The organism is Azospirillum baldaniorum, assembly GCF_003119195.2.
GTDB classification, from domain to species: Bacteria; Pseudomonadota; Alphaproteobacteria; order Azospirillales; family Azospirillaceae; genus Azospirillum; species Azospirillum baldaniorum.
In genome coordinates, this window is the sequence record NZ_CP022253.1 from 2144404 (window position 1) to 2169916 (window position 25513).

General features: G+C 69.5%; 24 protein-coding genes. 7 read left to right on the plus strand and 17 right to left on the minus strand.

Annotation, left to right across the window (positions count from 1 at the left end; genetic code table 11):
• Positions 1-39: 39 nt before the first annotated feature.
• The 5 genes from glmM to egtB form a co-directional block, all read right to left on the minus strand.
• A complete protein-coding gene (gene glmM, locus Sp245p_RS10185; protein WP_014240093.1) occupies positions 40-1407 on the minus strand; it encodes a phosphoglucosamine mutase in 1368 nt (455 codons plus the stop codon).
• A gap of 129 nt (positions 1408-1536) precedes the next feature.
• Positions 1537-2697: a dihydropteroate synthase gene (gene folP, locus Sp245p_RS10190; RefSeq protein WP_014240092.1), complete on the minus strand. Its 1161-nt coding sequence runs from the start codon at positions 2695-2697 to the stop codon at positions 1537-1539.
• A 119-nt stretch (positions 2698-2816) separates the two neighbouring features.
• On the minus strand, positions 2817-3275 hold the full coding sequence (locus Sp245p_RS10195; RefSeq protein ID WP_014240091.1) for a hemerythrin domain-containing protein: 459 nt from the start codon (positions 3273-3275) through the stop codon (positions 2817-2819).
• Between the two features lie 78 nt (positions 3276-3353).
• Positions 3354-4328, minus strand: a complete 975-nt coding sequence (egtD, locus tag Sp245p_RS10200) for an L-histidine N(alpha)-methyltransferase (RefSeq protein ID WP_014240090.1) — start codon at positions 4326-4328, stop codon at positions 3354-3356.
• Positions 4328-5611 carry an ergothioneine biosynthesis protein EgtB gene (gene egtB, locus Sp245p_RS10205; RefSeq protein ID WP_014240089.1) on the minus strand — a complete coding sequence of 428 codons (1284 nt, stop codon included), beginning with the start codon at positions 5609-5611 and terminating at the stop codon, positions 4328-4330. The genes egtD and egtB overlap by 1 nt, the downstream gene beginning before the upstream one ends.
• 179 nt (positions 5612-5790) lie before the next feature.
• Here egtB and Sp245p_RS10210 point away from each other — a divergent pair, with 179 nt between their 5' ends.
• Entirely contained in the window at positions 5791-6960 is a 1170-nt protein-coding gene (locus Sp245p_RS10210) for an SDR family oxidoreductase (protein WP_014240088.1), read from the plus strand.
• A 6-nt stretch (positions 6961-6966) separates the two neighbouring features.
• Here Sp245p_RS10210 and Sp245p_RS10215 read toward each other — a convergent pair whose 3' ends face one another.
• The 4 genes from Sp245p_RS10215 to prs all read right to left on the minus strand — a co-directional run bounded on the left by Sp245p_RS10215 (position 6967) and on the right by prs (position 13104).
• Positions 6967-9807 (minus strand): bifunctional diguanylate cyclase/phosphodiesterase, encoded by a 2841-nt coding sequence (locus Sp245p_RS10215; RefSeq protein ID WP_014240087.1) that lies wholly within the window; start codon positions 9805-9807, stop codon positions 6967-6969.
• A gap of 124 nt (positions 9808-9931) precedes the next feature.
• Positions 9932-10438 (minus strand): hypothetical protein, encoded by a 507-nt coding sequence (locus Sp245p_RS10220; RefSeq protein WP_014240086.1) that lies wholly within the window; start codon positions 10436-10438, stop codon positions 9932-9934.
• Positions 10439-10524: 86 nt separating this feature from the next.
• On the minus strand, positions 10525-12132 hold the full coding sequence (locus tag Sp245p_RS10225) for an MBL fold metallo-hydrolase (protein WP_014240085.1): 1608 nt from the start codon (positions 12130-12132) through the stop codon (positions 10525-10527).
• 78 nt (positions 12133-12210) lie between these two features.
• Positions 12211-13104: a ribose-phosphate diphosphokinase gene (prs, locus tag Sp245p_RS10230; protein WP_014240084.1), complete on the minus strand. Its 894-nt coding sequence runs from the start codon at positions 13102-13104 to the stop codon at positions 12211-12213.
• A gap of 186 nt (positions 13105-13290) precedes the next feature.
• Between prs and Sp245p_RS10235 the strand changes: the two genes are divergently transcribed.
• On the plus strand, positions 13291-14193 hold the full coding sequence (locus Sp245p_RS10235) for a GGDEF domain-containing protein (RefSeq protein ID WP_082188143.1): 903 nt from the start codon (positions 13291-13293) through the stop codon (positions 14191-14193).
• Positions 14194-14261: 68 nt separating this feature from the next.
• On the plus strand, positions 14262-14813 hold the full coding sequence (locus Sp245p_RS10240; RefSeq protein ID WP_014240082.1) for an NUDIX domain-containing protein: 552 nt from the start codon (positions 14262-14264) through the stop codon (positions 14811-14813).
• Between the two features lie 16 nt (positions 14814-14829).
• Here Sp245p_RS10240 and Sp245p_RS10245 read toward each other — a convergent pair whose 3' ends face one another.
• Positions 14830-15426: a hypothetical protein gene (locus Sp245p_RS10245; RefSeq protein WP_014240081.1), complete on the minus strand. Its 597-nt coding sequence runs from the start codon at positions 15424-15426 to the stop codon at positions 14830-14832.
• A gap of 68 nt (positions 15427-15494) precedes the next feature.
• The gene (locus Sp245p_RS10250; protein ID WP_014240080.1) at positions 15495-15974 is read right to left on the minus strand and encodes a hypothetical protein; all 480 of its coding nucleotides are present in this window, start codon (positions 15972-15974) and stop codon (positions 15495-15497) included.
• A gap of 279 nt (positions 15975-16253) precedes the next feature.
• Here Sp245p_RS10250 and Sp245p_RS10255 point away from each other — a divergent pair, with 279 nt between their 5' ends.
• Complete coding sequence (locus tag Sp245p_RS10255) at positions 16254-16664, plus strand: hypothetical protein (protein WP_014240079.1); 411 nt, start codon at positions 16254-16256, stop codon at positions 16662-16664.
• Between the two features lie 77 nt (positions 16665-16741).
• On the opposite strand, the gene Sp245p_RS10260 is transcribed toward Sp245p_RS10255, so the two are convergent.
• From Sp245p_RS10260 to Sp245p_RS10275, 4 genes are all read right to left on the minus strand, one after another.
• Complete coding sequence (locus tag Sp245p_RS10260; RefSeq protein WP_014240078.1) at positions 16742-17818, minus strand: BMP family ABC transporter substrate-binding protein; 1077 nt, start codon at positions 17816-17818, stop codon at positions 16742-16744.
• A 94-nt stretch (positions 17819-17912) separates the two neighbouring features.
• Positions 17913-18845: an ABC transporter permease gene (locus Sp245p_RS10265; RefSeq protein WP_014240077.1), complete on the minus strand. Its 933-nt coding sequence runs from the start codon at positions 18843-18845 to the stop codon at positions 17913-17915.
• Complete coding sequence (locus Sp245p_RS10270; RefSeq protein ID WP_041811004.1) at positions 18842-19930, minus strand: ABC transporter permease; 1089 nt, start codon at positions 19928-19930, stop codon at positions 18842-18844. Before Sp245p_RS10270 ends, Sp245p_RS10265 begins: the two co-directional genes overlap by 4 nt.
• A gap of 177 nt (positions 19931-20107) precedes the next feature.
• On the minus strand, positions 20108-21655 hold the full coding sequence (locus tag Sp245p_RS10275) for an ABC transporter ATP-binding protein (protein WP_014240075.1): 1548 nt from the start codon (positions 21653-21655) through the stop codon (positions 20108-20110).
• Positions 21656-21972: 317 nt separating this feature from the next.
• Between Sp245p_RS10275 and Sp245p_RS10280 the strand changes: the two genes are divergently transcribed.
• From Sp245p_RS10280 to Sp245p_RS10290, 3 genes are all read left to right on the plus strand, one after another.
• Positions 21973-22380, plus strand: a complete 408-nt coding sequence (locus tag Sp245p_RS10280; protein WP_014240074.1) for a GreA/GreB family elongation factor — start codon at positions 21973-21975, stop codon at positions 22378-22380.
• A 169-nt stretch (positions 22381-22549) separates the two neighbouring features.
• Positions 22550-23455 carry a CAF17-like 4Fe-4S cluster assembly/insertion protein YgfZ gene (gene ygfZ, locus Sp245p_RS10285; RefSeq protein WP_014240072.1) on the plus strand — a complete coding sequence of 302 codons (906 nt, stop codon included), beginning with the start codon at positions 22550-22552 and terminating at the stop codon, positions 23453-23455.
• A 159-nt stretch (positions 23456-23614) separates the two neighbouring features.
• Positions 23615-24235 carry a PRC-barrel domain-containing protein gene (locus Sp245p_RS10290; RefSeq protein ID WP_014240070.1) on the plus strand — a complete coding sequence of 207 codons (621 nt, stop codon included), beginning with the start codon at positions 23615-23617 and terminating at the stop codon, positions 24233-24235.
• A 70-nt stretch (positions 24236-24305) separates the two neighbouring features.
• Here the strand turns inward: Sp245p_RS10290 and Sp245p_RS10295 are convergent, their stop codons facing one another.
• Together Sp245p_RS10295 and Sp245p_RS10300 are read right to left on the minus strand one after the other, a co-directional pair.
• The gene (locus Sp245p_RS10295) at positions 24306-24704 is read right to left on the minus strand and encodes a COG4315 family predicted lipoprotein (protein WP_014240069.1); all 399 of its coding nucleotides are present in this window, start codon (positions 24702-24704) and stop codon (positions 24306-24308) included.
• A 101-nt stretch (positions 24705-24805) separates the two neighbouring features.
• Positions 24806-25504 carry an ATP12 family chaperone protein gene (locus tag Sp245p_RS10300; protein ID WP_014240068.1) on the minus strand — a complete coding sequence of 233 codons (699 nt, stop codon included), beginning with the start codon at positions 25502-25504 and terminating at the stop codon, positions 24806-24808.
• Between the last annotated feature and the right edge of the window lie 9 nt (positions 25505-25513).

The window sequence follows — 25513 nt, forward strand, 5'->3', positions numbered from 1 at the left end:
GGATTGCTTCCGTCTGGTCGTCTGGTTGGAGGGTGGGCCTTAAGAGGCGGTCTCCAGCCGGGCGGCGTCCGTGATGGCGCCGACAATGTCGGCCACCACCGCGTGCACCAGTCCTTCGTCGTCGCCTTCCGCCATGACGCGGATCACCGGCTCGGTCCCCGACTTGCGGATCAGGATGCGTCCCGACCCGTTCAGCCGCGCCTCGCCGTCGCGGATCGCCGCCTGGACGGAGGCGATCTCCAGCGGCTTCGAACCGGCGGCGAAGCGGACATTGGTCAGCTTCTGCGGCACCGGGGCGAAGACCTGGCAGACCTCGCTGGCCGCCCGGCCGCCGGACTGGATCAGCACCGCCAGGACCTGGAGTGCGGCGATCAGCCCGTCGCCGGTCGTGGAATAGTCGGACAGCACGACGTGCCCCGACTGCTCCCCACCGACGTTGTAGCCGTGCTCGCGCATATGTTCCACCACATAGCGGTCGCCGACCGGCGTGCGGACCAGTGCGATGCCCAGCCCTTGGAGGTGCCGCTCCATGCCCAGGTTGGACATGACCGTGGCGACCACGCCGCCGCCCTTCAGCGTCTGCGCCTGCGCCCAGGAGGAGGCGATCAGCGCCATCACCTGGTCGCCGTCAACGACGCGCCCGGCCTCGTCGACCATGATCAGGCGGTCGGCGTCGCCGTCCAGCGCGATGCCCAGATGGGCGCCATGGGCCACCACCTGCTCCTGCAGGGTCCGGGTGGCGGTGGCGCCGCAATCCTTGTTGATGTTCAGACCGTCCGGGTTGACCCCGACCGGGATCACGTCGGCCCCCAGCTCGTACAGCACCTTCGGGGCGACGCGGTAGGCGGCGCCGTTGGCGCAATCCACGACGATCCTCAGCCCATCCAGCCGCAGACCGCGCGGGAAGGTGTTCTTCACATACTCGATGTAGCGGCCCGTCGAGTCCTCCAGGCGGGAGGCGCGGCCGAGATCGGCGGAGCCGGCAAGGTCCGGCGCAAAGGGCTGGCCCATGCGCGTCTCGATGGCGAGTTCCACCGCGTCCGACAGCTTGTAGCCGTCCGGCCCGAACAGCTTGATGCCGTTGTCCTGGTACGGGTTGTGCGAGGCGGAGATCATCACGCCGAGGTCGGCGCGAAGCGAGCGCGTCAGCATGGCGACGGCGGGCGTCGGCAGCGGGCCGAGCAGCACGACGTCCATGCCCATGGAGATGAAGCCCGCGGTCAGCGCCGGCTCCAGCAGATAGCCGGACAGGCGGGTGTCCTTGCCGATCACCACGCGGTGCCGGTGGTCGCCCCGGCGGAACTGCAAAGCGGACGCCATCGCGACGCGCAGGGCGGTTTCCGCCGTCATCGGATCGATGTTGGCTGTGCCGCGGATGCCGTCGGTGCCGAACAGGTGTCGCGTCATGAAAACCCTCGGGAATGGCCCAGTCACTGTACCGCAATCGCGGATGTGTGAAAATGTCATCGCTTGCCCTGGGGGGCAGGGTCAAGAACCCTTCCGCGCGCACGCCAAAGGGTTACACGCGCGCTGCAATCACGGCACCCTTGCAGGATGCAGCCCCTCCCAGACGGCGCGCGCCTGGATCGTTTGGGGAACGTCATGCACACGCAGGATCTGCGCGCCCTGGTTCAGCGTTTCCAAACCCCCGGTCAGCGATCCGGCCAGACGTTCCTTCGGCGGCTCGCTCCGCGACAGCTTGCCGATCAGGGTCTTGCGCGACAGCCCGATCAGCAGGGCGCAGCCCAGCCCGTGGTAAAGGGCGGTGTGGCGCAGGATGTCGAGATTGTGTTCCACCGTCTTGCCGAAGCCGATGCCGGGATCGACGGCGATGCGCTCCAGCGCCACCCCGGCGGCGAGGCAGGCCTCCACCCGCTCCTCCAACCAGTCGAACACGTCGAGCGTCGCGTCCTCATAGGTCGGGTTCTGCTGCATGGTGCCGGGTTCGCCCCGCATGTGCATGACGACCACGGGCGCCGCCTTCTCCGCCACCAGAGGCAGCGCGCCGGGGTCGCGCAGCCCGGCCACGTCGTTGATCAGCGCCGCCCCGGCGTCGAGCGCCGCGCGCATCACCCGAGCGTGCCGCGTGTCCACCGACACCACCGCACCCTTGGCCGCGAAGTGGCGGACGACCGGCAGGACGCGGGCCTCCTCCTCCTCCGGCGACACGGGGGCGGAACCGGGACGGGTGGATTCGCCGCCGACGTCCAGCAGGTCGGCGCCGGCCTCCAGCATCGCCTCGCCATGGGCGATGGCGGTCCCGGCGTCGAAGAAGTCGCCGCCATCGGAAAAGCTGTCCGGCGTCACGTTGACAATGGCCATGATGCGCGGACGCCCGAGGTCCAGCCCGGCGAACGGCGCCCGTCCGCGGGTCAGCGCGCCCAGCCGCTTGTCCAGGCTCTGCGCCACGGCGGTGCCGCGCTCCCACCCCCAGGCCATGATTTCGGTCAGCGGCGCGAAGGCCCGCTCGATCCGTGCCCCCTGCCGGACGATCAGCTCGGCGGTGGCGAAGGAAAAGCGTCCGCCAGCCAGCGGCACCGCCGCCCCGGCGCTCCAGGCGGCGATGGGCAGCAGCCCGACCGGCCTCAGATAGACGCGGACACCGCCCTCCCCCGCCCAGGGCGCGAAGGAGGCGAGCGAGCCGGCGGCGGATTTCGGGGCGGGTTTGGCGATCGGGGTCTTTGCGATCGGGGGCATGGCGACGATTCGTGCAGCGGAACGGAAGACCGCAGCCTGTCACGGCGGGAAGCCCCGGCGCAAGAGACTGCGGTCCATCGTTTCACCGGAGTTTCACCGGAACGCCGTTGCTCTCGGTGTTATGCGCTCTTGGGCAGCGGGGCCAGGGCAGCCAGCATCTGCTTCTTGCGCTCGCCGTAGATGCTGCCGAGTTCCTCGGCGCGCTTGTCGTCGAGCGCCTTCTTGGCCTCCTCGAACAGCTCCTCCTCCTCCTCGTCGAGGTGGTGGCGGGTGACCTCGCCCAGCACCTGGAGCTTCGCCTTCCAGGCGGTGCTGTCGGCGGGCATGGCGTTCAGCTCGTCGAGGAAGCCGTTGATGATGTGGTGCTCGTTCAGGCCCTCGGTGGTTTCCTGCTTGGTGTTCTTGGCCTTGGACAGCGACTGGTAGAAGACGGCCTCCTCGATCTTGCCGTGGGCCCACAGCTCGCGCTGCAGGTCCTCGTAGGCGGCGCGCCCGTCGCCGTCCGCTTTCTCGGCCGCGTCGAGCAGACGGCGGATGGTGTCGTGGTCCTGCTTGATGCGGTCGAAGATGCTGGTCATGGGTCCTGTCCCGTTGTTGCGGTGTCTCGACGGGACTCAACCCTGGCCCGGATATGGTGTTCCCGGTGCCAAACGGGGTCAGCCATGCCGAACCATCCAGTGCAGGCTGAACAGGCTCCGTTCGTCGGTCCAACTCCGCTCCGTGTGCCAGCCGGCGCGGGCGGCGAGGCGGCGGAAGCCGGGCACCGAGTATTTGTAGGAGTTCTCGGTGTGGATCGTCTCGCCGCGGGCGAAACGGATGGGATGGCCGGCGATGCGGACGGTCTGGTCGTCCAGGCTGCGCAGATGCATCTCGATCCGCCCGCGCGCGGTGTCGTAGCGGGCGACATGGGCGAAGCGGTCCAGGTCGAAGGTGCCGTCCAGTTCGCGGTTGATGCGGGCCAGCAGGTTCTTGTTGAAGGCGGCGGTCACCCCACGCGCGTCGTCGTAGGCGGCCTCCAGCACCGCCGGGTCCTTGCGCAGGTCCACCCCGATCAGCAGCCGCGCCCCGGACCCGAGCCGCCGCCCCAGGCCGTTCAGGAAGGCCATCGCCTCGGCGGGGCGGAAGTTGCCGATGGTGCTGCCGGGGAAGAAGGCCATCGTCCGTTCCGGCGCGACGCCCCGCGGCAGCGCGAAGCCCCGCACATAATCGGCGGCCACCGGCACCACCGTCACCGCCGGGTAATCGCCGGCCAGCCGGGCGGCGGCGGAGATCAGATGGTCGCGGCTGATGTCCACCGGCACATACATGGCCGGGTCGTCCAGCGCGTCGAGCAGGATGCGCACTTTGACGCTCGACCCGCTGCCCAGCTCCACCAGGGTGGCGCCGCGCCCGGCCAGAGCGGCGATCTCGTCGGCTCGGTCGTGCAGCAGCGCGGTCTCGGTCCGCGTCGGGTAATATTCGTCGAGCGTGCAGATGGCGTCGAACAGGGCCGAGCCCTCGGCGTCGTAGAAGTACTTGCAGGGCAGGCTCTTGTCCGGGCGGGACAGCCCCTCCAGCACGTCGGACAGGAACAGGTCGTCCTGCGCCGGCCCCTGCGCCGAATGGGCGCGGGCGGCGGAAATTGCGGTCATCAGGCGTCCTCCGCGAGGCGCACGCCGCTGAACATCCAGCGTTGGTGCGGATAGAAGAAATTCCGGTAGGTGGCGCGGACATGGCCGTCCGGCGTCGCGCAGCATCCGCCGCGCAGCACATACTGATTGGCCATGAACTTGCCGTTGTATTCGCCGACCGCCCCGGCGGCGGGACGGAAACCCGGATAGCCGCTGTAGGCGCTGGCCGTCCATTCCCAGACATCGCCGAACATCTGGACGAGGCCATCGCCCCTCGCGGCGGCCACCGGACGCAGCAGTCCGCTCCCCAGCGTGTTGCCGGTGGGGGAGAGCCCGCTGCCCAGCACGGTGCCGGCGGCGGTTTCCCACTCGGCCTCGGTCGGCAGGCGCTTGCCGGCCCAGCGGGCGAAGGCGTCGGCCTCGTAGAAGCCGATGTGGCAGACCGGGGCATCCTCGTCCAGCGGGTGCTCGCCGAGCAGGGTGAACTCCCGCCAGCCGCTGTCCTCGCCGCGCCGCCAGTAAGCCGGCGCCTCCCACCCCTCCGCGTTGACCGTGGCCCAGCCGTCGGACAGCCAGAGCGCCGGGTTGCGGTAGCCGCCGTCTTCGACGAAGGCCAACCACTCCCCGTTGGTCACCGCGCGGGAGAACAGGCGGAAGGGACGCAGAAGCACCTCGTGCCGCGGTCCCTCGTTGTCGAAGGCGAAGCCCTCCCCGCCCCCCTCGCGGTCATGACCCACGGCGACGATCCCGCCGTCCACCGCAATCCAGCGCCCCTCATGGGCGGGGCCGCGCAAGGCGGGGCGGTACGGACGGTAGGCCGGCGCGACCGGGTTGCAGGAGAACAGGTGCAGCAGGTCCATCAGGATCAGCTCCTGATGCTGCTCCTCGTGGGCGAGGCCCAGCGTCACCAGCGGGGCCAGCCTCTCGGCGTCGCCACGCTCCAGCAGGGTCAGCATGGCGGCGTCGACATGGTCGCGGTAGGCCGCCACCTCGGCCACGCCGGGCCGCGTCACCAGACCGCGCCGGGGCCGCGGATGGCGGGCGCCGACGGCCTCGTAATAGGAGTTGAAGAGATAGCCGAAGGCCGGATCGAAGGGCCGGTAACCCGGCAGATTCGGACTCAGCAGAAAGGTTTCGAAGAACCACGTCGTGTGGGCCAGATGCCATTTGACCGGGCTGGCGTCCGGCATGGACTGCACCACCTGATCCTCCGGCGACAGCCCGACGGCCAGTTCCGCCGAGGTGGCGCGCACCCGGCGGAATCGGTCGGCGAGTCCGCCGGCTTTGGCGGCTGTTTTGAGCATGGGCGCTGTGTCCTCCCCGCCTGACAGGTCCCGGTAAAGCTGTGCCGCTTCGCTGACCCGCCAACCCTCCTTTCGGAGTGGCCCGGACGCACCACCCGGCGGCAACGCTCCGCCGGACCGCCTGTTCACAACGGATGACGCACGGTTTCCGACAATCGAACGATGGAGGAACGGCACCCATGCAACCGCGGCTCAAACCCATTGACGAGCAGGTGATCGTCATCACCGGCGCGTCGAGCGGCATCGGGCTGGTCACCGCCCGCATGGCCGCCCGCCAGGGCGCGAAGGTCGTCCTGGCCGCCCGCGACCGCGATGCGCTCGCCCAAGTGGCGGAGGAGATCCGCGCCGATGGCGGGGACGCGATCCACTGCGTCGCCGACGTGGCCGACGCCGACGCCCTGCGGCGGGTGGCCGACGCGGCGGTCCGCAGCTATGGCCGGATCGACAGCTGGGTGAACAACGCCGGCGTGGCGATCATCGGCAAGCTCCTGGACACCGCTCCGGACGACCACCGCCGCCTGTTCGAGACGAACTACTGGGGGGTGGTCAACGGCTCGCTGGCGGCCATCCCCCACCTGCGGCAGAACGGCGGAGCTCTGATCAACATCGGCAGCGTGCTGTCCGACCGCGCCATCCCGCTCCAGGGCGCCTATGTCGCCACCAAGCACGCCGTGAAGGGCTTCACCGACGCGCTGCGCATGGAGCTGGAGGCGGAGGGCGCGCCCATCTCGGTCAGCCTGATCAAGCCGGCGGCCGTCGACAGCCTGTACGAGGACCATGCCCTGAACCTGCTGGACGCGGAGCCGAACAACCCGCCCCCGGTCTACGCGCCGGAGGTCGTGGCGAAGGCCATCCTGCATTGCACCCGCCGCCCGATGCGCGATCTCTATGTCGGCGGCGGCGCCAAGCTGTTCGCGCTGGCGGAGACCTTCGCGCCGCGGCTCACCGACCGGATCATGGAGCGGACCCTGCCGCGCGTCATCCGCTCCGGCGGGCCGCTCCGCCCACGCAACGACGCCCTGCACAGCCACGGCGACGACGGGCGGGAGCGCGCCGGACGTCACCGCTTCGTGCGCGAAACCAGCCTCTACACCGAGGCGCGGATGCACCCCTGGATCACCGCCGCGGTGGTCGCCGGTTTCGGGATTCTGGCGGGAACGGCGGTGGCGCGCGGCTGGGTGCGGGACAACGACGGGTCGGGCGACGGCGGTACAGCCGGGCTGAACCGCCACCGCCGATCGATGCAGCGGCATCGCGACCGGATGGACGAGGAGCGGGCCACCATCGGCCACAACGCGAAGCCTGCCTGGCAAGCCGCGGAAGAAGGCGTGGTGACCTTTCCCCGCTGACCGCCGCTACACCGGCGCCCTGGCCATCGGCTCCACCTTCGAAGCGTGGTGGCCGCGGGCGGCACGCAGCGCCAGGATCGGTTCCAGTTCCTCCGCCAGGACCGGGCGGCTGAACAGATAGCCCTGGAAACTCTCGCATTTGAGGCTGCGCAGAAGCTGGAGCTGGGCCTCCGTCTCCACACCCTCGGCGACCACCGACAGGCCCAGGCTGCGGCCCAGCCCGACGATGGCGCGCGGAATGGAATCGCCGGCCCCGTCCTGCTCAAGATCGTGGATGAAGGACCGGTCGATCTTCAGCTTGTCGATCGGGAAGCGGTGCAGGTAGTTGAGCGAGGAGTAGCCGGTGCCGAAATCGTCCAGCGCGATCAGGCACCCACGCTGCTTCAGCGCGCGCAGCGTCGCGATGGCCGACGGAATGTCGTCGATCAGGGTGCCCTCGGTGACCTCGATCTCCAGCTCCCACCCTTGAAGGCCGTTGCGGTCGAGCGCGGCGGCCACCTTGGCGGGAAGCTGGCCGTCGCGGAACTGCTGGGCGGAGACGTTCACGGCGACCGGCACCGCCAGACCGATCTGGTCGCGCCAGCGGCCGATCTGGGCGCACACCTCGTCCAGCACCCAATCGCCGATGGGCTGGATCAGGCCGGTCTCCTCGGCCACGGGCAGGAAGCGGTTCGGCATGATGAGCCCGGCTTCCGGGTGGCGCCAGCGCAACAGCGCCTCCACCCCGACCACGAGGTCGTCGGAAATGCGCAACTGCGGCTGGTAGACCAGGAACAGCTCCCGATTCTGCAGGGCACGGCGCAGCGCCGCTTCCAGATCCAGACGTTCGCGGGACCGCGCACCCATCTCGCGCGTGACGAAACGGTAGGCGTTCCGCCCGGCGTCCTTGGCGTTGTACATCGCGATGTCGGCGCAGCGGATCAGCCCTTCGGCGTCCTCCGCGTCGTCGGGGAACAGGCTGATGCCGATGCTGGGCGACACCACGAAGTTCCGCCCGCCGATGGCGAAGGGCGCGGCGAGCTGCGCCAGCACCTTTTCCGCCACCGCGGCGGCCTCCGCAGCCTTCTGGATGGCCGGCACGACGATCAGGAACTCGTCTCCGCCCAGCCGGCCCACCGTATCGGTCGGCCGCATCCCGCCGTGCAGCCGCCGAGCCACCGACCGCAGCACCTCGTCGCCGAAGGAGTGGCCCAGGCTGTCGTTGATCACCTTGAAATGGTCCAGATCGATGAACAGAACGGCGACCTTGCCGCCGTCGCGTCGCGCCTGACGGGCGGCCTGGGCGATGCGGTCGAACAGCAGGACCCGGTTGGGCAGGCCGGTCAGCGGATCGTAATGGGCCAGATAGTGAATGTGCTGCTCGGCCCGCCGCTTGTCGCCGATGTCCTCCACGAAGGCCATGACGAAGGGCGGGTCGCCGGGGGTGGACACCGGCTGGAGGTGAAGGGAGAAATGGCTGTGCCGACCTCCGGCCAGAAGCAGCCGGTCGACCTCCAGCCGCACGCTCTCCCCGGCGATGGCGGCGTCGATGGCGGCGATCACCGCCGGATCCTGGGCGCGCAGCTTCGTGTCGATCCCGATCAGCCCGTCGCGCCCCACTCCGACCGCACGGGCGAAGGCCGGATTGCAGTCAGTGATCTTGGCGTCCGGGCCGATGAGGGCGATGCCCAGCGGCGCTTGGTTGAACAGCAGATCCAGTTCCGTCTCGCGACGGCGCAGCGAGGTGGTGATGCGCCGGGCGATCACCAGCGCCCGGTCGCGCGTTGCGGCCAGCGCCCACAGCAGGGTGGACAGCAGAACGCTGAGCGACAGCCCCGTCGCCAGGACCAGCGTCGGCTTCCAGCTGTCCACGGCGTCCTCGAAGCTCGGACGGCTTTCGTACTGGACCGACCAGACGCGGCTGCCAAGTGTGACGTCCCGGCTCGCCGTCAGCAACGGCTGCTCCGACGGCTCCGGGCGGCTGCGGTAGAGCGGAAACTCCCGCCGCCCTTCGAACACCGTCGCGGCGATGTCGTTCATCCGTCCGAACACGGACTCGGCCAGCGGAGCGACATGGATCGGGGTCATCACCAGCCCGGCGAAGGTGGCCCGCCGCCGCTCCTGCGTGGCGGGGCTCAGCCCGTCGCGGTAAACGGCCTGGAACACGATGAAGGCGGGCGGCGAGGCTTCCCCCTCGTCGAGCCGCAGGGCGACGGCGCGGGTGACCGCCGGCTCACCGCTGTCCCTCGCCTGCTCCGCGGCGGCGCGACGGACCGGTTCCGACAGCAGGTCGTAGCCGAGCGTGCGCAGCGTGCGTTCGTTGACCGGAGCGGCGTAGAGGGTGACGAGCCGGACCGGACCGGTCGATTCCGGCCAGATGCGGAAGTTTCGCAGCCCGTCCATCCGGGCTTCCGTCACCAGTTCCGGGCTCGTCCATTGGTCGGCGACCCGTGCGAAGGCGACGGCGGTGATGCCCGGGAAGCGCTCCGCGAGGTGCAGCCCGTCCACGAAGCGGTTCCATTCCGTGCGTTTCACCTCCGGATAGGCGGTGAACAGGGCGGCGGCGGAGCGCGTCACCTGAACATAGACCTGGATCTGGTTCTCGAACCGGCGGTGCAGTTCCTCCACCCGCAGGGCGAAGCGGCTTTCGGCGTCCGCGGCGACGCGCTGCCGGGTGTCGTGCCAAGCCAGGGCGGTCAGGAGAAGCGCGGCCAGCAAGGCCAGCAGGGGAAGACGTTTCGGAACAGCCACCGAATCCGCGGCGGACCCGCTGGGCGCGAGGTCGATCGGATCGGGGCTTGAAGACCTCTGCATGGCCGTACCGAAGCTGCCTGTCACGCCGCTGCGGCGCCCTTCGAGGGCGCCCATGCCGCCCACCGCCCTCCCGGAACCCACCGGAGGAAACGACGCGCGCCGGTAGACCTTAACCAGAATGCGGCCGTGCGAAAAGCGTATAAATATTTCCGCAATCGCCCTTCGCGTGCGAGAACGCTCAAAACTCCTGCAGAACCTTGGGGCTGTTCTCCAGAAGCGTCTCGATCATGCCCAGGATCTGCTCGATCTTCGTGCGGGTCGCGTCCAGTTCGTCGGCGGTCTTGTCGTCGATGCCCGCTTCCATCAGCATCATGTCGAAGGCGTTCAGCGTTTCCGAAAAGGCCTTCTGCTCCGCCTGAAGCACGTCGAAGGCACCGAGCGAGCTGGTCAGCGCCAAGGGCGGGTCGCTGACGAAGGCGTAACTGATGTCGGTGAAATGGGCGATGGCGGTCAGCTTCTGCCGGATCACCCATTGCGGAAAGTTGGACGGCAGTTCGTCCCCCGCCTCCTGCAACCGCTCCTGGATGGAGAAGACCAACCCCTGGATGTCCAGGTACGCATTCCGGATCTCCCGGAAATGGGGAAAGGTCTTGGGCTTGCCGGCGTTGCGAACACGGCCCAGCCGGGCGTTGTCGTCGGTCAGCTTCCGCGCCATCTGGACCACGATGTTCGCCACCTTCCCCATCGCCCCGCCACCCTTTTGTTTCGCAGCCGTTACAAATCCGCCATCACCGATCTATAGCATGCGCCGCCCGACCGTGGGCAGGCCGTTCATCCCGCCGGCGGCCCCTCTGCCTGCGGCAGGCGGTCGCCCATCCCGCGGAGCAGCGCCTCCCGCGCCGCGTCGTCGGGTGCCGCGTCCAGCGCCCGGTGCAGGTCCAGCAGGAAGGCGGCGTAGCGGTTGTGCCAGTCCCGCCCGGCGGTCACCGCCTCCGGCTCCAGCCGCGGCGGACCGCCCTGCGCCATGGCAGGCGCCTGTGCCGGGACGGCGGCGGTCAGGTCGGCCACCTCGTCCAACTCGGGCAGGCGGATCAGCGCCGGGTCCCAGCCGCGGCGGACCAGCGCGTCGCGCAGGCCAGCGCGGGCCTCTTCCTCGCCATGCACCAGGAACAGGCCGCGCCCCACCCCCTGCCGCGCCGCCACCCAGGCCAGCAGGCTGCTGCGGTCGGCGTGGCCGGAATAGACGTCCAGCGATCGGATGCGGGCGCGCACGGCGATCTCCTCGCCATGGATGCGCACGTTCGCCGCTCCCTGCTGCAACAGGTGTCCCAGCGTGCCCGGCGCCTGGTAGCCGACCAGCAGGACGGTGGCCTCCGGGCGCCACAGATGATTCTTCAGGTGGTGGCGGATGCGCCCGGCGTCGCACATGCCGCTTGCCGCCATGATGATGGCGCCGCCCTTGATCGCGTTGAGCTTCTGGCTTTCCGCGACGGAGCGCACTCGGTGCAGGTTGGGCCGGGCGAAGGGATCGCCGTCGGTGCCGAGATCGGCCAGATGGCGGCGGAACACCCCGGTGACCGCGTCGGCCAGCGGCGAGTCGAGGAACACGTCGACCAAGGGGATCTCGCCGCGATCGAACAGCCGGTGCAGGTCGTAGAGAAGCTCCTGCGTGCGCTCCACCGCGAAGGCCGGGATGAGCAGGGTGCCGCCCGCGGCGAGCGCCGCCCGCACCTCGTCGCGCAGCAGGGCCTGCCGCTCGGCCTCGCCCACCTCGACCCGCTCGCGGTTGCCGTAGGTGGTTTCCAGCACCATCCAGTCGGGCCGCGGCGGTCCCTCGGCGTCGGCGTGGAAGGACTTGCCGCCCGGCCCGAGGTCGCCGGAGAACAGGATCGTCTCCGCCGTCCCGCCGCGCGTCACCTCCAACTCCACCGACGCCGAGCCGAGGATGTGCCCGGCCTGCCAGAAGCGGGCACGGATGTCGGGCAGCACCTTCACCCACTCCCCGTAATCGACCGCGTGCAGGTGGCGGATGGCCGCCTGGGCGTCGGCCTGGGTGTAGATCGGCTCGACCGCCGGGCGCCCGCGCTGACGGTTGCGGCGGTTCAGGCGGTCGACTTCCGTCTCCTGGATGTAGCCGCTGTCGGGCAGCATGTAGGCCAGCAGGTCGGCGGTGCCGGCGGTGGTGTGGACCCGCCCCTTGAAGCCCTGGCGGACCAGCTTCGGCAGCAGGCCGGAATGGTCGATGTGCGCGTGGCTCAGCAGCACCGCCTTCACGGCGGACGGCTTGAAGGGGAAGGGCCGGTAGTTCAGCTCCTTGACCGTCTTGGTGCCCTGGAACAGGCCGCAATCGATCAGCAGGTCGCCATCGCCGGTCTGGATGCGGAAGCAGGAACCGGTGACCGTGCCGACGGCGCCGTGGAAGGTGAGGGACAGTGCCATGGCGAAACTCCGCCTTCTTGTGCCCTATCCCTCACATCCTGCCTGAGGAAGAGTTACCGGGCCGTCAACAGGGTGCCATCAACAGGGCGCCAGCAGCGCGTCGGCGATCAGCCGGGCGAGCGGCAGGTCGTTGCTGGGGTGCGGAACCCCGTCGCAGGACAGCGGCGTGCCGAGCCCTTCCGCAGCGAAGCGGGCAGCCACCGCGGCGTCGAACAGGGCGTGGACTCCAAACACCCGAACCGACGCCGCACCCGCGGCCCGTGCCGCCCGCGCGCAGGAGAAGATCGTCTCGCCGGAGCTGATGACATCGTCGACGATCACCACGGGCCGTCCGGCCAGCGGCGCGTCGGCGGGCAGAGTCACCGTCACGTCGCGGTCGCCGCGCCGCTCCTTCCGTCCGACCAAGGCGGTGAGGCCGAGCGGTCCGGCCACCACCTCGACCAGCGGGGCGGCCTCCTCGTCCGGGCCGACGATCACGGCGTCGGGTGCTGTCCCGTCACGGCGCAGCCGCTCGGCGATGGCCCCGGCGCCGCTGAGGCAGACGGAGGGGCGCCCGACGAACACCTCGTCCAGCGTGTGGGTGCGGTGCAGATGCGGCTCCACGCAGACGAAGCGGTCGAACAGCCGGCCCAGCCAATCCCCAACGACGGCTTGGCTCACCGGCTCGCCGGGGCGGAACACCGCGTCCTGACGCATGTAGGCCATGTAGGGGGCGACGAGGCACAGCTCCGTGGCGCCGTGGCGGCGCAGGACGGAGGCGGCCAGCGTCAGTTCCACCAGCTTGTCGTTCGGCCGGTCGAGCGAGCGGTAGACCACGGCCCGCTCCACGGCCTCGGGCAGGCGGACAAGACTTTCGCCATCGGGAAAGCGGTGCAGTTCGGCGATGTGGCAGGGAACGTTCAGGGCCTCGGCGAGACGCCGCGCGCCGTCGGCCGATTCCGGAAATCCGTAGACGCCCGTATAGCGGGCCATGCTGTCCCCTCTCGCGTTGCGCGCCCGGACATGGGCGCCCCGTTCGGCCCGTACTATGCCGCAAGGGCCGCAGCGGGGCGACCACGACCTTAGGCGCAACGTTACCGTGAAGGGATAGGACGGCAGGGACGGACGCCTGAAAATGATGCCGCGGCGGTCTTCCACTCATTGACCGCAGACACAGGTATGAGGCAGTTTCCCGCCATGCGCGTGCTCATCGCCGACGACACGGTCCTGATGCGCACCATGCTTTCGGAGCAGGTGGCGTCTTACGGCCATGATGTGATCCTGGCCAGGGACGGCCGGGAAGCGCTGAACCTTGCCCAGGCCGAATCCTTCGACATCGCCATCATCGATTGGGAGATGCCGCGGCTGTCGGGGCTGGAGGTGTGCTGGCTTCTGAAGGCCGATCCGCGCACCGCCTACAGCTACCTGATCCTGATGACGTCCCACGACGAACCCTTCTACGAGATGAAGGCGCTGGACGCCGGGGCGGACGACTTCATCCACAAGCCGGTCAACCGCGCCCACCTCAAGGCGCGGCTGAAGGCGGGAGGCCGCATCACCGAAATGCACCGGCTGCTGGTTGCGCAGGCGCAGACGGACCCGCTGACCGGCGTCGCCAACCGGCGCGCCCTTCTGGACCGTGCGGGTGAGGAGATTCGGCGGGCGCAGCGGGCGCGGCAGCCTCTGTCCCTGTTGATCGCCGACATCGACCATTTCAAGCGCATCAACGACAGCCGCGGTCACGCCGCGGGCGACGAGGCCTTGCAACGTTTCGTCCGGACGCTGGACGGCGCCTTGCGCCCCGGCGACCTGATCGGACGCTACGGCGGGGAGGAGTTCGTGGTTCTGCTTCCCAACACCGCGCTGGCGGACGCCTCGGTCGTGGCGGAACGCTTGCGCCAGCGCGTTGCCTCGCAGGAGATGGGGCCGGACGGCGATTCGTTCCGCATGACCGCCAGCTTCGGCGTCGCGCCCGTCGCGCCGGACGCCCCCGGCGGCATCGACGACGCGCTCCGGACGGCCGACGCCGCGCTGTATCGCGCGAAGGCCGAAGGGCGGAATCGCGTGGTCCCCTCCCCTTAGACCGTTCACACCCCGCCTCTCCCGCCCGTCTCCGGCAGCGAAGCCAACGGAATGCGGGGGAAGAGGCGATGCGCCATGTCCATGTGGCGTTTCTGGAGGGGACGAAGGTCCTGATTGTCCGGCGGCGCGAGGTCAGCACTTGGTGGGGGCGTAGCCCGGCGGAGCCGCGCGTCATCGACGCCGCGGGCCAATGGGCGGTTCCCGGCGGCGGCTACGAGAGCGTCACCAGCCCGCTTGCGGCTCTCCAGCGCCTGTTCCACGAACAGACCGGCCTCGCCTTCCCCGACGGCCGGACGGCGGAGCCCTGGCGCCCCACCTCGCGGAGCTTCACGCTGTATTTCGTTCCGATGACCGGGCTGGAGTCGCTGGCCTCCTCGATCACCCTGCGGGTTGCGCAATCCGCCGTCACGCCCGGGCGCCCGGCGGGCGGCGCCATCGTGAACTGGGAGCTGTCCTCGGCCCACGTCGTGCCGCTCGCCAAGGTGGTCGCCCATCTGGGGGTGCGCCAGCCGGTCTCGCACGAGAACCAGCTCGCCATCACCCGGCAGGCGATGCGCTCGCCCTCCTCCCAGTCGATCGAGCGCTACGCGACCATGGCCGCCATCATCGCCCTGCAATGAGCCCGCCCCGCTGGCCTCACCCCTTGCTGTCGCCCGGCGGGGTGCGGACGGCGGTGGCGGCGAGATACTGGGCCGCCGTGCGCAGCAGGAACTCCGCCACCGCCATGTCGCCCAGGTCGCGGTCGGGGCCGCCCAGCCGATGGCGGCGATCGGCGTCGATCAGGCCGGTGGCGATCACCTGCGCGGTCAGCCACGCCCGCTGGTCCTCATCCGGCACGCCGGCCATGCGCTCCAGCATCTCGTTGCAGGCGTGGTCGATCGTCCCTAGGCCGGGCCGGTCGGACGACAGGTAGCTGGTCTCGTTCTGCGGCGCCGGTTCCCCGACGTAGGAGCGGGCGAGCAGCGCCGTCTCCAGGGTCAGGCGGAAGGCGGTGCGGCGTGGTCGCCCCTTCCGCCGCAGCCGCAGCGCCATCATGGTGAAGAGCTGGGCCACCGCCTCGACCCGCTCCGCCGGCACCTCGTCGAGGATATCGACGATCTCGGCGCTGACGGCGTTGCGCGGCGCCTTCTCGCCGGGCCGCACCACCGCGGTGGCGAAGACGGCGATCAGGGTGCGCAGGGCGTCGGCTTGCTCCACGGGAGAGATGCGGCCGATCTGGGCGGGGTCGAACATGGGGGCGCTCCGCTCTGGCTGGGAGGGATCAACAACTCCTTCCAGCAATGTTGGAACGCGAGGGGCTGTCAGGAATCCCCCTCCTTCGGGTCGATGGTCTCCGCCCGACGGCTGATCAGCTGGTAGAGCCCGAGCCCGAGCACCATGAAGACGATGACCATCAGCAGGATGGCCGGGTACACCATGTCGCTCATCTGCGAGGTGCGCGCCTCGAACACCAGCACCAGCCCTTCCAGGCTGGCCGCGATGATGATGGTGGTCAGGAACTTGGTCAGGGTGCGGCGGGCCTCGTCGGCGTGCCGCAACTCGCGGTCATGCTCCAACTCCTCCTCATAGAGATACTTGGCGATTTCGAAGACGGCGATGGCCAGCACGATCATGCCGACACCGTCCAGCAGCCCGTGCGTCGTCGCCTCGATGTCGAGGAGCAGAAGGCTGTGAAACACCGAATAGGCGGCCACGCCGATGAACACCAGGGCGAACAGCATCAACACGCCGGTTGCCAGGAAATACATGACCCGCGACGCCTTCTGAAATCCGTTCCCCACGATGCGCTTCCCTTTCCGACGCGAGAGCCTGTCCTGCGGCTGTCAACGCGTCGTCCCGGCTTTCGGACCGCAGCCTTGCGGGTCACCCCGGAAGGGAAGGTGGAACCGGCGGCCCGGCCCGCGTGTTTGGAGTCAGGCAGCACAGGGGATTGTGCCTCCTCGACAGGCTCCGCCGCGCTCCCTGAAGCGGCGGAGCCTTTCTTTTCCTGCCCCTTGTCTTCTCCTGCCCCTTGCGTTTATGGCTGCGGTGCCGGACCACGCCGACCACGGAACCGCCCCATGCCCGACACCCCGCATCCCTCCGCCGAGACCCTGCACGCCCTGCTGGACCGCTACCTGCGCTGCCCGTCCGAGCCGTTGCGTGGCGAGCTGAACCAAGCCCTGACCGCCTTCCAGACGGCCTGGATACACGCCCGCGCCGGGCAGGACGCCCCGACGGCGCCCCCGCCCACCCCCGTCGCACCCGGCCGCGCCCCGGCGAGGCCGAAATTCCCGATCGCCGCCGCCGATCTGGCGGTGCTGGAAAAGATGGCCGGGGGCTGGGTCCCCACCGCGGCGGAGGTTCCCCGCTGGGTCTGGTTCGAGAACCGGGAACTGGTGACGATGGAGCCCAACCCCGCCGGCAGCGGACCGGAGGTGATGCGCCTCGCCCCCGCCGGCTGGGCCGCGCTGGGCCGCCAGCCGGGCTGAGCGGCGGCCCACAAAAAGCGGGCAACAAAAAAGGGAGGCCGAAGCCTCCCCTTTTCCTTTTTAGCGACCGGCTCCGCTTACTTCGGAACCTTGCCCTGCACGCCCTCGACGTACCAGTCCATCTTCAGGATCTGCTCGTCGGTGGCCTGCTTGCCCTCGGCGATCACGACCTTGCCGGACTGGTCCTTCACCGGGCCCTGGAAGGAGTGGCGCTTGCCTTCCATGATGTCGGTGCGGGTCTTCTCGGCCGCCGCGACGACGTCCGCCGGGAGCGCCGGGTTGTAGGGGGCCAGGAACAGCATGTGGTCCTTGAAGCCGCCCCAGGTGTCCTGCGACTTCCAGGAGCCGTCGAGCGCCGCCTTGACGCGGTTCACGTAATACTCGCGCCAGTCGTCGACGATGGCGGTCAGATGCGCCTTCGGACCGAAGCGGGTCATGTCCGACGACTGGCCGAACACCCACAGGCCGCGCTCCTGCGCGACCTGGATGGCCGCCGGGCTGTCGGTGTGCAGCGAGATCACGTCGGCGCCCTGGTCGATCAGGGCCTTGGCGGCCTCGGCTTCCTTGCCGGGATCGTACCAGCTGTTCACCCAGACGACGCGCACCTCGGCCTTCGGGTTCACCTCGCGCATGGCGATGGTGAAGGCGTTGATGCCGCTGACCACCTCGGGGATCGGGAAGGAGCCGATGTAGCCGATGATGTTCGACTTGGTCATCTTGCCGGCGATCTGGCCGATGACCGTGCGGGCCTCGTAGAAACGCGCGGAATAGGTGGCGACGTTGGCCGAGCGCTTGTAGCCGGTGGCGTGCTCGAACTTCACGTCGGGATGGCGCTGCGCGACCTTCAGCGTCGGGTTCATGAAGCCGAAGGAGGTCGTGAAGATCAGCTTGTGGCCGGAGGAGGCCAGTTGCTCGATCACGCGCTCGGCGTCGGCGCCCTCGGGCACGTTCTCGACGAAGGTGGTGGTGACCTTGTCGCCCAGCTCCTTCTCCACGGCCAGACGGCCCTGGTCGTGCTGGTAGCTGTAGCCGTGGTCGCTGATCGGACCGACATAGACGAAGCCGACCTTCATCTTCTCCTGCGCGTCGGCCGCGCCGACGCCCAGCGCCAGCATGGCGGCGCCGGTGGCCAGACCCATCAGGGCCTTGCCCATGGTCCTTCTGTTCACGTGTTTGCTCCCTGATCCAATTGATTGAGCACGAACGTAAGACTTGCAAACATCCCGGAGCCCGTCGGGCGTCGGCCCGTCAGGCATCCGGATGGAAAACCTTCCCGAGGCTGGCCGGCGCGTTCAGCCGGATCCGGGCGACATCGCGTGAAATCACCACCAGGACGACGACGGTAGCCAGATAAGGCAGCATCGACAAGAGTTGTGACGGAATGTCGATTCCCAGCCCCTGGACGTGGAGCTGCGCGATGGTCACCCCACCGAACAGCCAGGCGCCGAGCAGCACACGGCCCGGCTTCCAGGTGGCGAAGACCACCAGCGCCAGGGCGATCCAGCCGCGCCCGGAGGAGATGCCCTCCGCCCACATCGGCGTGTAGTCGAGCGACAGAAAGGCCCCGGCCATGCCGCTCATCGCGCCGCCGAACAGCACGGCGAGGAAGCGGATGCGGATGACCTTGTAGCCGAGCGCGTGGGCCGCCGCGTGGTTCTCGCCGACCGCGCGCAGGATCAGCCCCTTGCGCGTGGCGTAGAGGAACCAGTGCACCGCCGGCACCGCCGCCAGCGCCAGATAGACCAGCGCGTCCTGCCCGAACAGGGCCTTGCCGATCACCGGCAGATCGGTCAGGCCGGGGATGTAGAGCTCCGGCACGTCGGCGATGGGGATGCCGACGAAGCCCTGCCCGATCAGCGCCGACAGGCCGACGCCGAACAGCGTCAGCGCGAGGCCGGTCGCCACCTGGTTGGCGAGCAGGAGCAGGGTCAGCACGCCGAACAGCGCCGCCATGCCCGCCCCGGCCGCCGCACCCGCGACGAAACCCAGCGTGGAGCTGCCGGTCTGCACCGCCACGGCGAAGCCGCAGACGGCGCCCACCAGCATCATGCCTTCCACACCCAGGTTCAGGACGCCGGACTTCTCCACCACCAGCTCGCCGAGTGCGGCGAACAGCAGCGGCGTGGCGGCGGCCAGCATAGCCGCGAGGATCGGCCCGATCAGGGCCAGTTCGGCGCTCATGCCGCGGCCCTCCCCACAATGCCTTTCGCGCCGAAGCGCACGCGGTAGCGGATCAGCACATCGGTCGCCAGCAGGAAGAACAGCAGCATGCCCTGGAACACGCCGGTGATGGCCTTGGGCAGGCCGAGCGCGATCTGCGCCGCCTCGCCGCCGATGAAGGACAGCGCCATCAGGAAGCCGGCCAGCAGGATGCCCACCGGATGCAGCCGACCCAGGAAGGCGACGATGATGGCGGTGTAGCCGTAGCCGGGGGAGATGGTCGGGTTCATCTGGCCGATCGGCCCGGCGACCTCGCCCAGACCGGCCAGACCGGCCAGCGCGCCGGACAGCAGCAGCGTCAGCCAGATGATCTTCTTCTGGTTGAAGCCGGCGTAGCCCGCCGCCGTCGGAGTCAGGCCGATGACCTTGATCTGGAAGCCGATGAAGGTCCGCGCCATCAGGAACCAGCCCGCCGCCACCGCCAGCAGGGCAAACAGCGACCCCAGATGCACGCGCGTCCCGGCGACCAGCAGCGGCAGCACCGCGTCGGCCTCGAACAGGCGGGATTCCGGGAAGGCGAAGCCGTCGGGGTCGCGGTAGGGGCCGTGCATCAGGTAGTTCAGCAGATGCAGCGCCACGTAGTTCAGCATCAGGCTGGTCAGGATCTCGCTGGCGTTGAAGCGCACCCGCAGGAAGGCGGGGATCGCCGCCCACAAGGCGCCGCCGGCCATGCCCGCGACGATCATCAGCGGCAGCAGCCACCAGCCGCCCTCGCCGTAGAAGGCCAGCGCCAGACCGCCGCCGGTGATGGCGCCGAGCGTGAGCTGCCCCTCGGCCCCGATGTTCCAGACGTTGGCGCGGAAGCCGATGGCCAGCCCGATGGCACAGAGCACCAGCGGGGTCGCCTTGACCGCCAACTCACCAAGGCCGCGCAGCGACAGCAGCGGCGCGATGAAGAAGGCGTGCAGCGCCTTCACCGGGTCGAAGCCCATGGCCCAAAACAGCAGGAAGCCGCTGGCGAGCGTAAGCGCGACCGCCAGCAGCGGCGTCGCGTAGACCATCGCGCGCGACGCCTCGCCGCGGGGTTCGAGACGGAGGAGGGTCATGAAAAGGCTCCGACGCACGTCGTCCCCTCTCCCGCCCCGGGAGAGGGTGGCCGCCGCAGGCGGCCGGGTGAGGGTGACGCAAGGATCAGGCGCTTTCTCCACGCCGGACCCTCACCCTTCCCGCGCGCGGCGCGGGCCCCTTCCCTCTCCCGGGACGGGAGAGGGGGCAAGTCGCGTTCACACCGCACGGTCCACCTCATCCTCGTCGGGCGGGTGGTTGAACAGGCCGCCCATCAGCAGGCCGATCTCCTCCACGCTGGTGTGGTGGGTGGGGCGGCTCTCCGACAAATGGCCGTGGAACAGCACGGCGATGCGGTCGCTCAGCACGAACAGCTCGTCCAGGTCCTGGCTGATCACCAGAACGGCGGCGCCCGCCCGCGCAAGGTCGATCAACGCCCGGTGGATCGCCGCCGCGGCACCCGCGTCCACGCCCCAGGTCGGCTGGCCGACCACCAGCAGGCGCGGCTTCTGCAGGATCTCGCGGCCGATGATGAATTTCTGGAGGTTGCCGCCCGACAGCGACCGCGCCTCCGCCCGGTGGCCGTGGGTGACCACGTTGAAGGCGCCGATGATCCGCTCGGCGTAGGAGCGTGCGCGCCCGAAATGGACCAGCCCGCTGCGCACCAGCGGCTCGCGGGCGTAGCCGGAGAGCAGCGCGTTCTCCGACAGGCTCAGCTCCGGCACGGCGCCGCGGCCCAGCCGCTCCTCCGGCACGAAGGCGAGACCGAGCAGGCGCCGCTCGCGCGGGCCGAGATGGCCGGCGGGCCGTCCCTCGATGGCGACCGATGCCGGGTCCGGCACCAGAGCCTCACCGCTCAGCGCGGCCATCAGCTCCGCCTGGCCGTTGCCGGCCACGCCGGCGATGCCCAGGATCTCGCCGGCCCGCACCTCGAAGGACACGTCCTTCAGGTTGGTGGCGAAGGGGTTGTCGGAGGTCGTGGAGAGGTGCCGCACCTGCAGCTTCGCCGCCCCGGCCTCGCCCTGCGGCAGCCGTTCCGGGGTCGACAGCTCGGTGCCGATCATCATCTCGGCGAGGCTGCGCGCGGTTTCCCTGCGCGGGTCGCAACTCCCAACGACGCGCCCGCCGCGCAGCACCGTGGCGGTGTCGCAGAGCGCGCGGATCTCCTCCAGCTTGTGGCTGATGTAGAGGATCGTGCAGCCCTCCGCCGCCAGACGGCGCAGCGTCTCGAACAGGCGGGTCGCCTCCTGCGGCGTCAGGACCGAGGTCGGCTCGTCCATGATCAGCAGCTTGGGGTCTTGGAGCAGGCAGCGCACGATCTCCACCCGCTGCCGCTCGCCGACCGACAGGTTGTGGACGTGGCGGCGCGGGTCCAGCGACAGGCCGTAGCGCTCCGACACCTCGGCGATGCGCGCCGACAGCGCGTCTATCGGGCCGGGCTGGTCGAGGCCGAGCGAAATGTTCTCGGCGACCGTCAGCGTGTCGAACAGGGAGAAATGCTGGAACACCATGCCGATGCCCAGCCGGCGGGCGCCCGCCGGGTCGGGAATGTGCGTGTCATGCCCGTTCCATTGGATCCGGCCGGCGTCGGCGTGCAGCACGCCGTAGATGATCTTCACCAGCGTCGATTTGCCCGCGCCGTTCTCGCCCAGCAGCGCGTGGATCTCCCCCGGCCGGAGGACGAGATCGACCTGATCGTTCGCCAGACAGCCCGGAAAGCGCTTGGTGATGCCGCGCAGTTCGAGCCGGTGCGGTGGGGATGACACGGATGGGGAATCCAAGGAGACGGACCGGGTAGGGGTGAAGTCGGCAGGGCATTGCCAAAGCCATGCCACTTTCGGAGAGTCTTGCCCGTCAAGGCTGTTCGCCGTCAACAGGGGAAGCGGTTGCCCAGCCTGCGGTCATTCGCCCCGTTTCCGCTGCCCGGGCAGCCCAACAAAGCGGCAGATGACCCAACAAATCAGCAGTTGCTTCGCACACGGACAGATGCCATGCCGCCGCACGGTTGACAAGAGGCCGCCGTCGTCATCAGCTATGGAAAGGGCCGCCATTTCCGGCGGCCTTTGCTTATGGAGCTTTTGGAATGAACCGCAAGTCGATGCTCGGCGATCCGCCGCCGATCCGAATCACCCCCCATGACCTTGGGCGTCTCGACGTCCTTCTCGCCCATCTCAGCCAGCCCGCCGGCGTCATCGACTTCCTCCAGCGCGAGGTCGACCGCGCCGATGTCGCGGATTCCTCCGACGGCGGCGGCACGCCCTTCGTCCGGCTCGGCAGCCGGGTCACCTTCGCGGACGACCGGGGCACGCGGCACACCGCCACACTCATCACACCGGACGAAGCGGCCCGGCGCCAGGACGGCATCTCGATCCTGACACCGGTGGGCGCCGCCCTGCTCGGCTTGTCCGAGGGGCAGTCCATCGCCTACGGCACGCTCGACGGCCGCACCAAGTCGGTGCAGGTCTTGCGGATCGAACCTCCGGCGGCCTGACGGCCCGCCTGAAGGACCGTCTGACGGTCCATCGACCACGGCTTGCACCGTGGCGCGTCCGCGGAAAAGGCGGACGCGCCATGCAAGGGCACAGACCTCGCCACCCTTGCCTCCCCTGCCCCCTTCGCCCAACTATCGGGGACTTGAACGGGACAATCGGAGCAAGGGCATGACGGCGGAACAGGCGGGCTACGCGATCCTGGAGGATCGGGGCGTCATCGCGGTCGCGGGCGAGGACCGGGCGGCCTTCCTGCAAGGGCTGGTGTCCAACGACGTGCGCCGCGTCGCCGCGGACCGCGCTGTCTACGCCTTGTTCCTGACCCCGCAGGGCAAATTCCTGCACGACTTCCGCATCGCCGAATCGGACGGCGCCCTTCTGCTCGACCCCGAGACGGAGCGGCGCGAGGAATTCCTGCGCCGCCTGAAAATGTACAAGCTGCGCTCCAAGATCACGCTGGAGGATCGGGCCGACGCCATGCTGGCCGTCGTCCTGTTCGGCGGCGACGCGCTTGCGCGGCTGGGTTTGCCGGAGGAGGCCGGGGCCGCAATCCCCTTCGCGGGCGGCGTCGCCTTCACCGACCCGCGCCTGCCGGCGCTGGGCGCCCGTGCCTTCCTGCCGCGCGAGGGCGCCGCGGCGGCGCTGGAAGCGGCGGGCTTCGTTCCGCGCGGTGCGGAGGACTACGACCGGCTGCGCCTTTCGCTCGGCGTCCCGGAGGGCAGCCGCGACCTCACCCCTGACAAGGCGCTGCCTCTGGAGAACGATCTGGACGACCTCAACGCCATCTCCTGGGACAAGGGCTGCTACATGGGGCAGGAGTTGACCGCCCGCACCAAGTACCGCGCCCTGATCAAGAAGAAGCTGTTCCCAGTGACGCTGGACGGCCCGCTGCCTGCCCCCGGCACGCCGGTGACGCTGGAGGGCAAGGAGGTCGGCGAGATCCGCAGCGGTTCCGGCTCCTCCGCCCTGGCTTTGTTGCGGCTGGAAGACCTCACCCGTGCGGGGCAAGACGGATTGGTCTTGACAGCCGGAGAGGCCACAGTCACGCCGGCAAAGCCAGTCTGGGCAAGCTTTTGAGTTCTTCGTCACTTTTATTCCCGAAACTTGCACGGACTAGCCGAAAGATTTTTTCGATTTTCCGCGTGACCATTCCCGCCGAGGCCCTGTTGTCGAACTGCCTTACCGAGACAAACCAAGGCACTCGACGACACGCCGAAACACGGAGAGGAGTGAGTTATGCGTAGGGAAATCATCGCGGCTGCGTCCGTCCTGGCGCTGATGACCGGCACGGCGATGGCGCAGACCACGTCGCCGACCACCGGCAGCCCCACCACCGGCGCCCCGACCGCGACCGAGATGAACAAAAGCGGCAGCGCCCCGGGCAGCGCCGCGACCGGCAGCGCCACGACCGGCAGTGCCTCGGGCCTGACCGGCGGCACGCTCGCCAGCGCCGAGAACATGATGGGCAAGAACGTCTACGGCTCCGACAACGAGAAGGTCGGCGAGGTCGAGGACATCATTCTCGACAGCAACGGCCAGGCCCGCCAGATCGTGATCTCCTCGGGCGGCTTCCTCGGCATCGGCGAGAAGCAGATCGCCGTGGACATCGGCAACGCCAACTGGGACGCCCAGCAGGAGCGCGTCCAGCTCTCGGGCATGACCCGCGATCAGGTGAAGGAGATGCCGGAGTTCGAGTACTCCGACACCACCACCTCGCTGAACCGCAACAAGGACAAGGCCGGCGACACGGTGAACGGCGCGGCGAGCCGCTCCTCCACCGGCACCTCCGGCACCATGACCGCCCCGGGCGGCGCCACCGGCACCCCGCCGGCCGCCCCGTCGGGCACCGGCCAGTAATCGCCGGTCCGGTCATGAAAAGCCCCCGCGGCCAAGCGCCGCGGGGGCTTTTCCCTGTTCGGAGTCGTGCTTACGGACGCGCGACGTGCCAGACGTTGTTGACGCCGTCACCGGTGGTGTCGCCCGGCTTGCCGTCCTTCGCCCAGCCGTAGAGCGGTTTGCCCTTGTAGGCCCACTGCATGGAGCCATCGTCGCGGGTGACGACGGAATAATCGCCCATCGCCTTGGCGCCCGCCGGAGCCATCAGCGGCGGCCAGTTGGTGGCGCACTGCCCGTTGCAGGCGGATTTGCCGCCCGAATCGCGGTCGAAGACGTAGAGCGTCATGCCCTTGCTGTCGGTCAGCACGGGGCCGCCGGCCGACTGGCCGGTCTTGGCGGGCATGGCGCCCTGTGCGAAGGCGGACGGCGCCACGAGGCCGAGCGCCAGCGCGGTCGCCGCGGCGGCGGTGAAACGGGTGAAGCGGTGCATGGACGGAACCTCCCTGTCGTGACGGGGCGGGTGATTGGACCCGGCCCTCACACACAGGACGCCCGTCGCGGCGCTTTATTCCGTCCCCACCCGATCGATGATCAGGCCCGCAGCAGATCGACGAAGCGGCGGCAGGCGGCGATGTCCACGCGCAGGGCGGCGCGGCGCTTGGTCGCTTCCGGGTCCTCGCCCCAAGCTTCGATCTGGAAGGTCTCGTCGAGCTGCGACACCTCGAATGCCTCCTCGGCGTCGATCCGTCCCTCGACCAGCGCCAGCGCGACGATCAGCGAGCCGCAGGAACCGGTCGCGGTCTGGAGCGCCGACAGCGTCCAGTCGTCGTAGGCCTCCACCGCGTTGCGCAGGGCGCGCAGCGCCTCGGGCGGCTGCGGCTTGGGCATCAGCCCGGCGTTGACGTGCAGCGGCGCGTCGTAGCGCAGCGTCGCCCAATCGAGCAGCGGCTGCCAGCGCTGCGCCTGCCGCTCCACCAGGTTCCGGGGATGCTCCGCGCGGTAGCAGAGGAGGTCCGTCTCCGCATAGGCGGCCACGCCGTCGACGATGGCGGCCCGACCCTTGCCGATCAGGTCCACCGCCGTGCTGGCGAGCTGCATCAGCGGCATGCTGTCCGGGGCGATGTCCTCGGGCTGCGCGTCCCATTCGGCGGCGACGGCCTGGGCCAGCGGCCAGCTCGCGAAGACCAGCGGCGCCTTGGCCGGGCTGCGGATCGGGCGGTTGTCCAGGCGCACCTCGAAGCCGCCGCCGGCGGCCTCGTCGACGGAGGCGGTCTTGTAGAAGCGCTTCATCAGGGTCCT

What these genes read in the sequence shown, in the direction of transcription:
- glmM (WP_014240093.1), bottom strand. Translation starts at nt 1,407, where the DNA reads ATGACGCGACACCTGTTCGGCACCGACGGCATCCGCGGCACAGCCAAC.
- folP (WP_014240092.1), bottom strand. Translation starts at nt 2,697, where the DNA reads ATGCCCCCGATCGCAAAGACCCCGATCGCCAAACCCGCCCCGAAATCC.
- Sp245p_RS10195 (WP_014240091.1), bottom strand. Translation starts at nt 3,275, where the DNA reads ATGACCAGCATCTTCGACCGCATCAAGCAGGACCACGACACCATCCGC.
- egtD (WP_014240090.1), bottom strand. Translation starts at nt 4,328, where the DNA reads ATGACCGCAATTTCCGCCGCCCGCGCCCATTCGGCGCAGGGGCCGGCG.
- egtB (WP_014240089.1), bottom strand. Translation starts at nt 5,611, where the DNA reads ATGCTCAAAACAGCCGCCAAAGCCGGCGGACTCGCCGACCGATTCCGC.
- Sp245p_RS10210 (WP_014240088.1), top strand. Translation starts at nt 5,791, where the DNA reads ATGCAACCGCGGCTCAAACCCATTGACGAGCAGGTGATCGTCATCACC.
- Sp245p_RS10215 (WP_014240087.1), bottom strand. Translation starts at nt 9,807, where the DNA reads ATGGGCGCCCTCGAAGGGCGCCGCAGCGGCGTGACAGGCAGCTTCGGT.
- Sp245p_RS10220 (WP_014240086.1), bottom strand. Translation starts at nt 10,438, where the DNA reads ATGGGGAAGGTGGCGAACATCGTGGTCCAGATGGCGCGGAAGCTGACC.
- Sp245p_RS10225 (WP_014240085.1), bottom strand. Translation starts at nt 12,132, where the DNA reads ATGGCACTGTCCCTCACCTTCCACGGCGCCGTCGGCACGGTCACCGGT.
- prs (WP_014240084.1), bottom strand. Translation starts at nt 13,104, where the DNA reads ATGGCCCGCTATACGGGCGTCTACGGATTTCCGGAATCGGCCGACGGC.
- Sp245p_RS10235 (WP_082188143.1), top strand. Translation starts at nt 13,291, where the DNA reads ATGAGGCAGTTTCCCGCCATGCGCGTGCTCATCGCCGACGACACGGTC.
- Sp245p_RS10240 (WP_014240082.1), top strand. Translation starts at nt 14,262, where the DNA reads ATGCGCCATGTCCATGTGGCGTTTCTGGAGGGGACGAAGGTCCTGATT.
- Sp245p_RS10245 (WP_014240081.1), bottom strand. Translation starts at nt 15,426, where the DNA reads ATGTTCGACCCCGCCCAGATCGGCCGCATCTCTCCCGTGGAGCAAGCC.
- Sp245p_RS10255 (WP_014240079.1), top strand. Translation starts at nt 16,254, where the DNA reads ATGCCCGACACCCCGCATCCCTCCGCCGAGACCCTGCACGCCCTGCTG.
- Sp245p_RS10260 (WP_014240078.1), bottom strand. Translation starts at nt 17,818, where the DNA reads ATGGGCAAGGCCCTGATGGGTCTGGCCACCGGCGCCGCCATGCTGGCG.
- Sp245p_RS10265 (WP_014240077.1), bottom strand. Translation starts at nt 18,845, where the DNA reads ATGAGCGCCGAACTGGCCCTGATCGGGCCGATCCTCGCGGCTATGCTG.
- Sp245p_RS10270 (WP_041811004.1), bottom strand. Translation starts at nt 19,930, where the DNA reads ATGACCCTCCTCCGTCTCGAACCCCGCGGCGAGGCGTCGCGCGCGATG.
- Sp245p_RS10280 (WP_014240074.1), top strand. Translation starts at nt 21,973, where the DNA reads ATGAACCGCAAGTCGATGCTCGGCGATCCGCCGCCGATCCGAATCACC.
- ygfZ (WP_014240072.1), top strand. Translation starts at nt 22,550, where the DNA reads ATGACGGCGGAACAGGCGGGCTACGCGATCCTGGAGGATCGGGGCGTC.
- Sp245p_RS10290 (WP_014240070.1), top strand. Translation starts at nt 23,615, where the DNA reads ATGCGTAGGGAAATCATCGCGGCTGCGTCCGTCCTGGCGCTGATGACC.
- Sp245p_RS10295 (WP_014240069.1), bottom strand. Translation starts at nt 24,704, where the DNA reads ATGCACCGCTTCACCCGTTTCACCGCCGCCGCGGCGACCGCGCTGGCG.
- Sp245p_RS10300 (WP_014240068.1), bottom strand. Translation starts at nt 25,504, where the DNA reads ATGAAGCGCTTCTACAAGACCGCCTCCGTCGACGAGGCCGCCGGCGGC.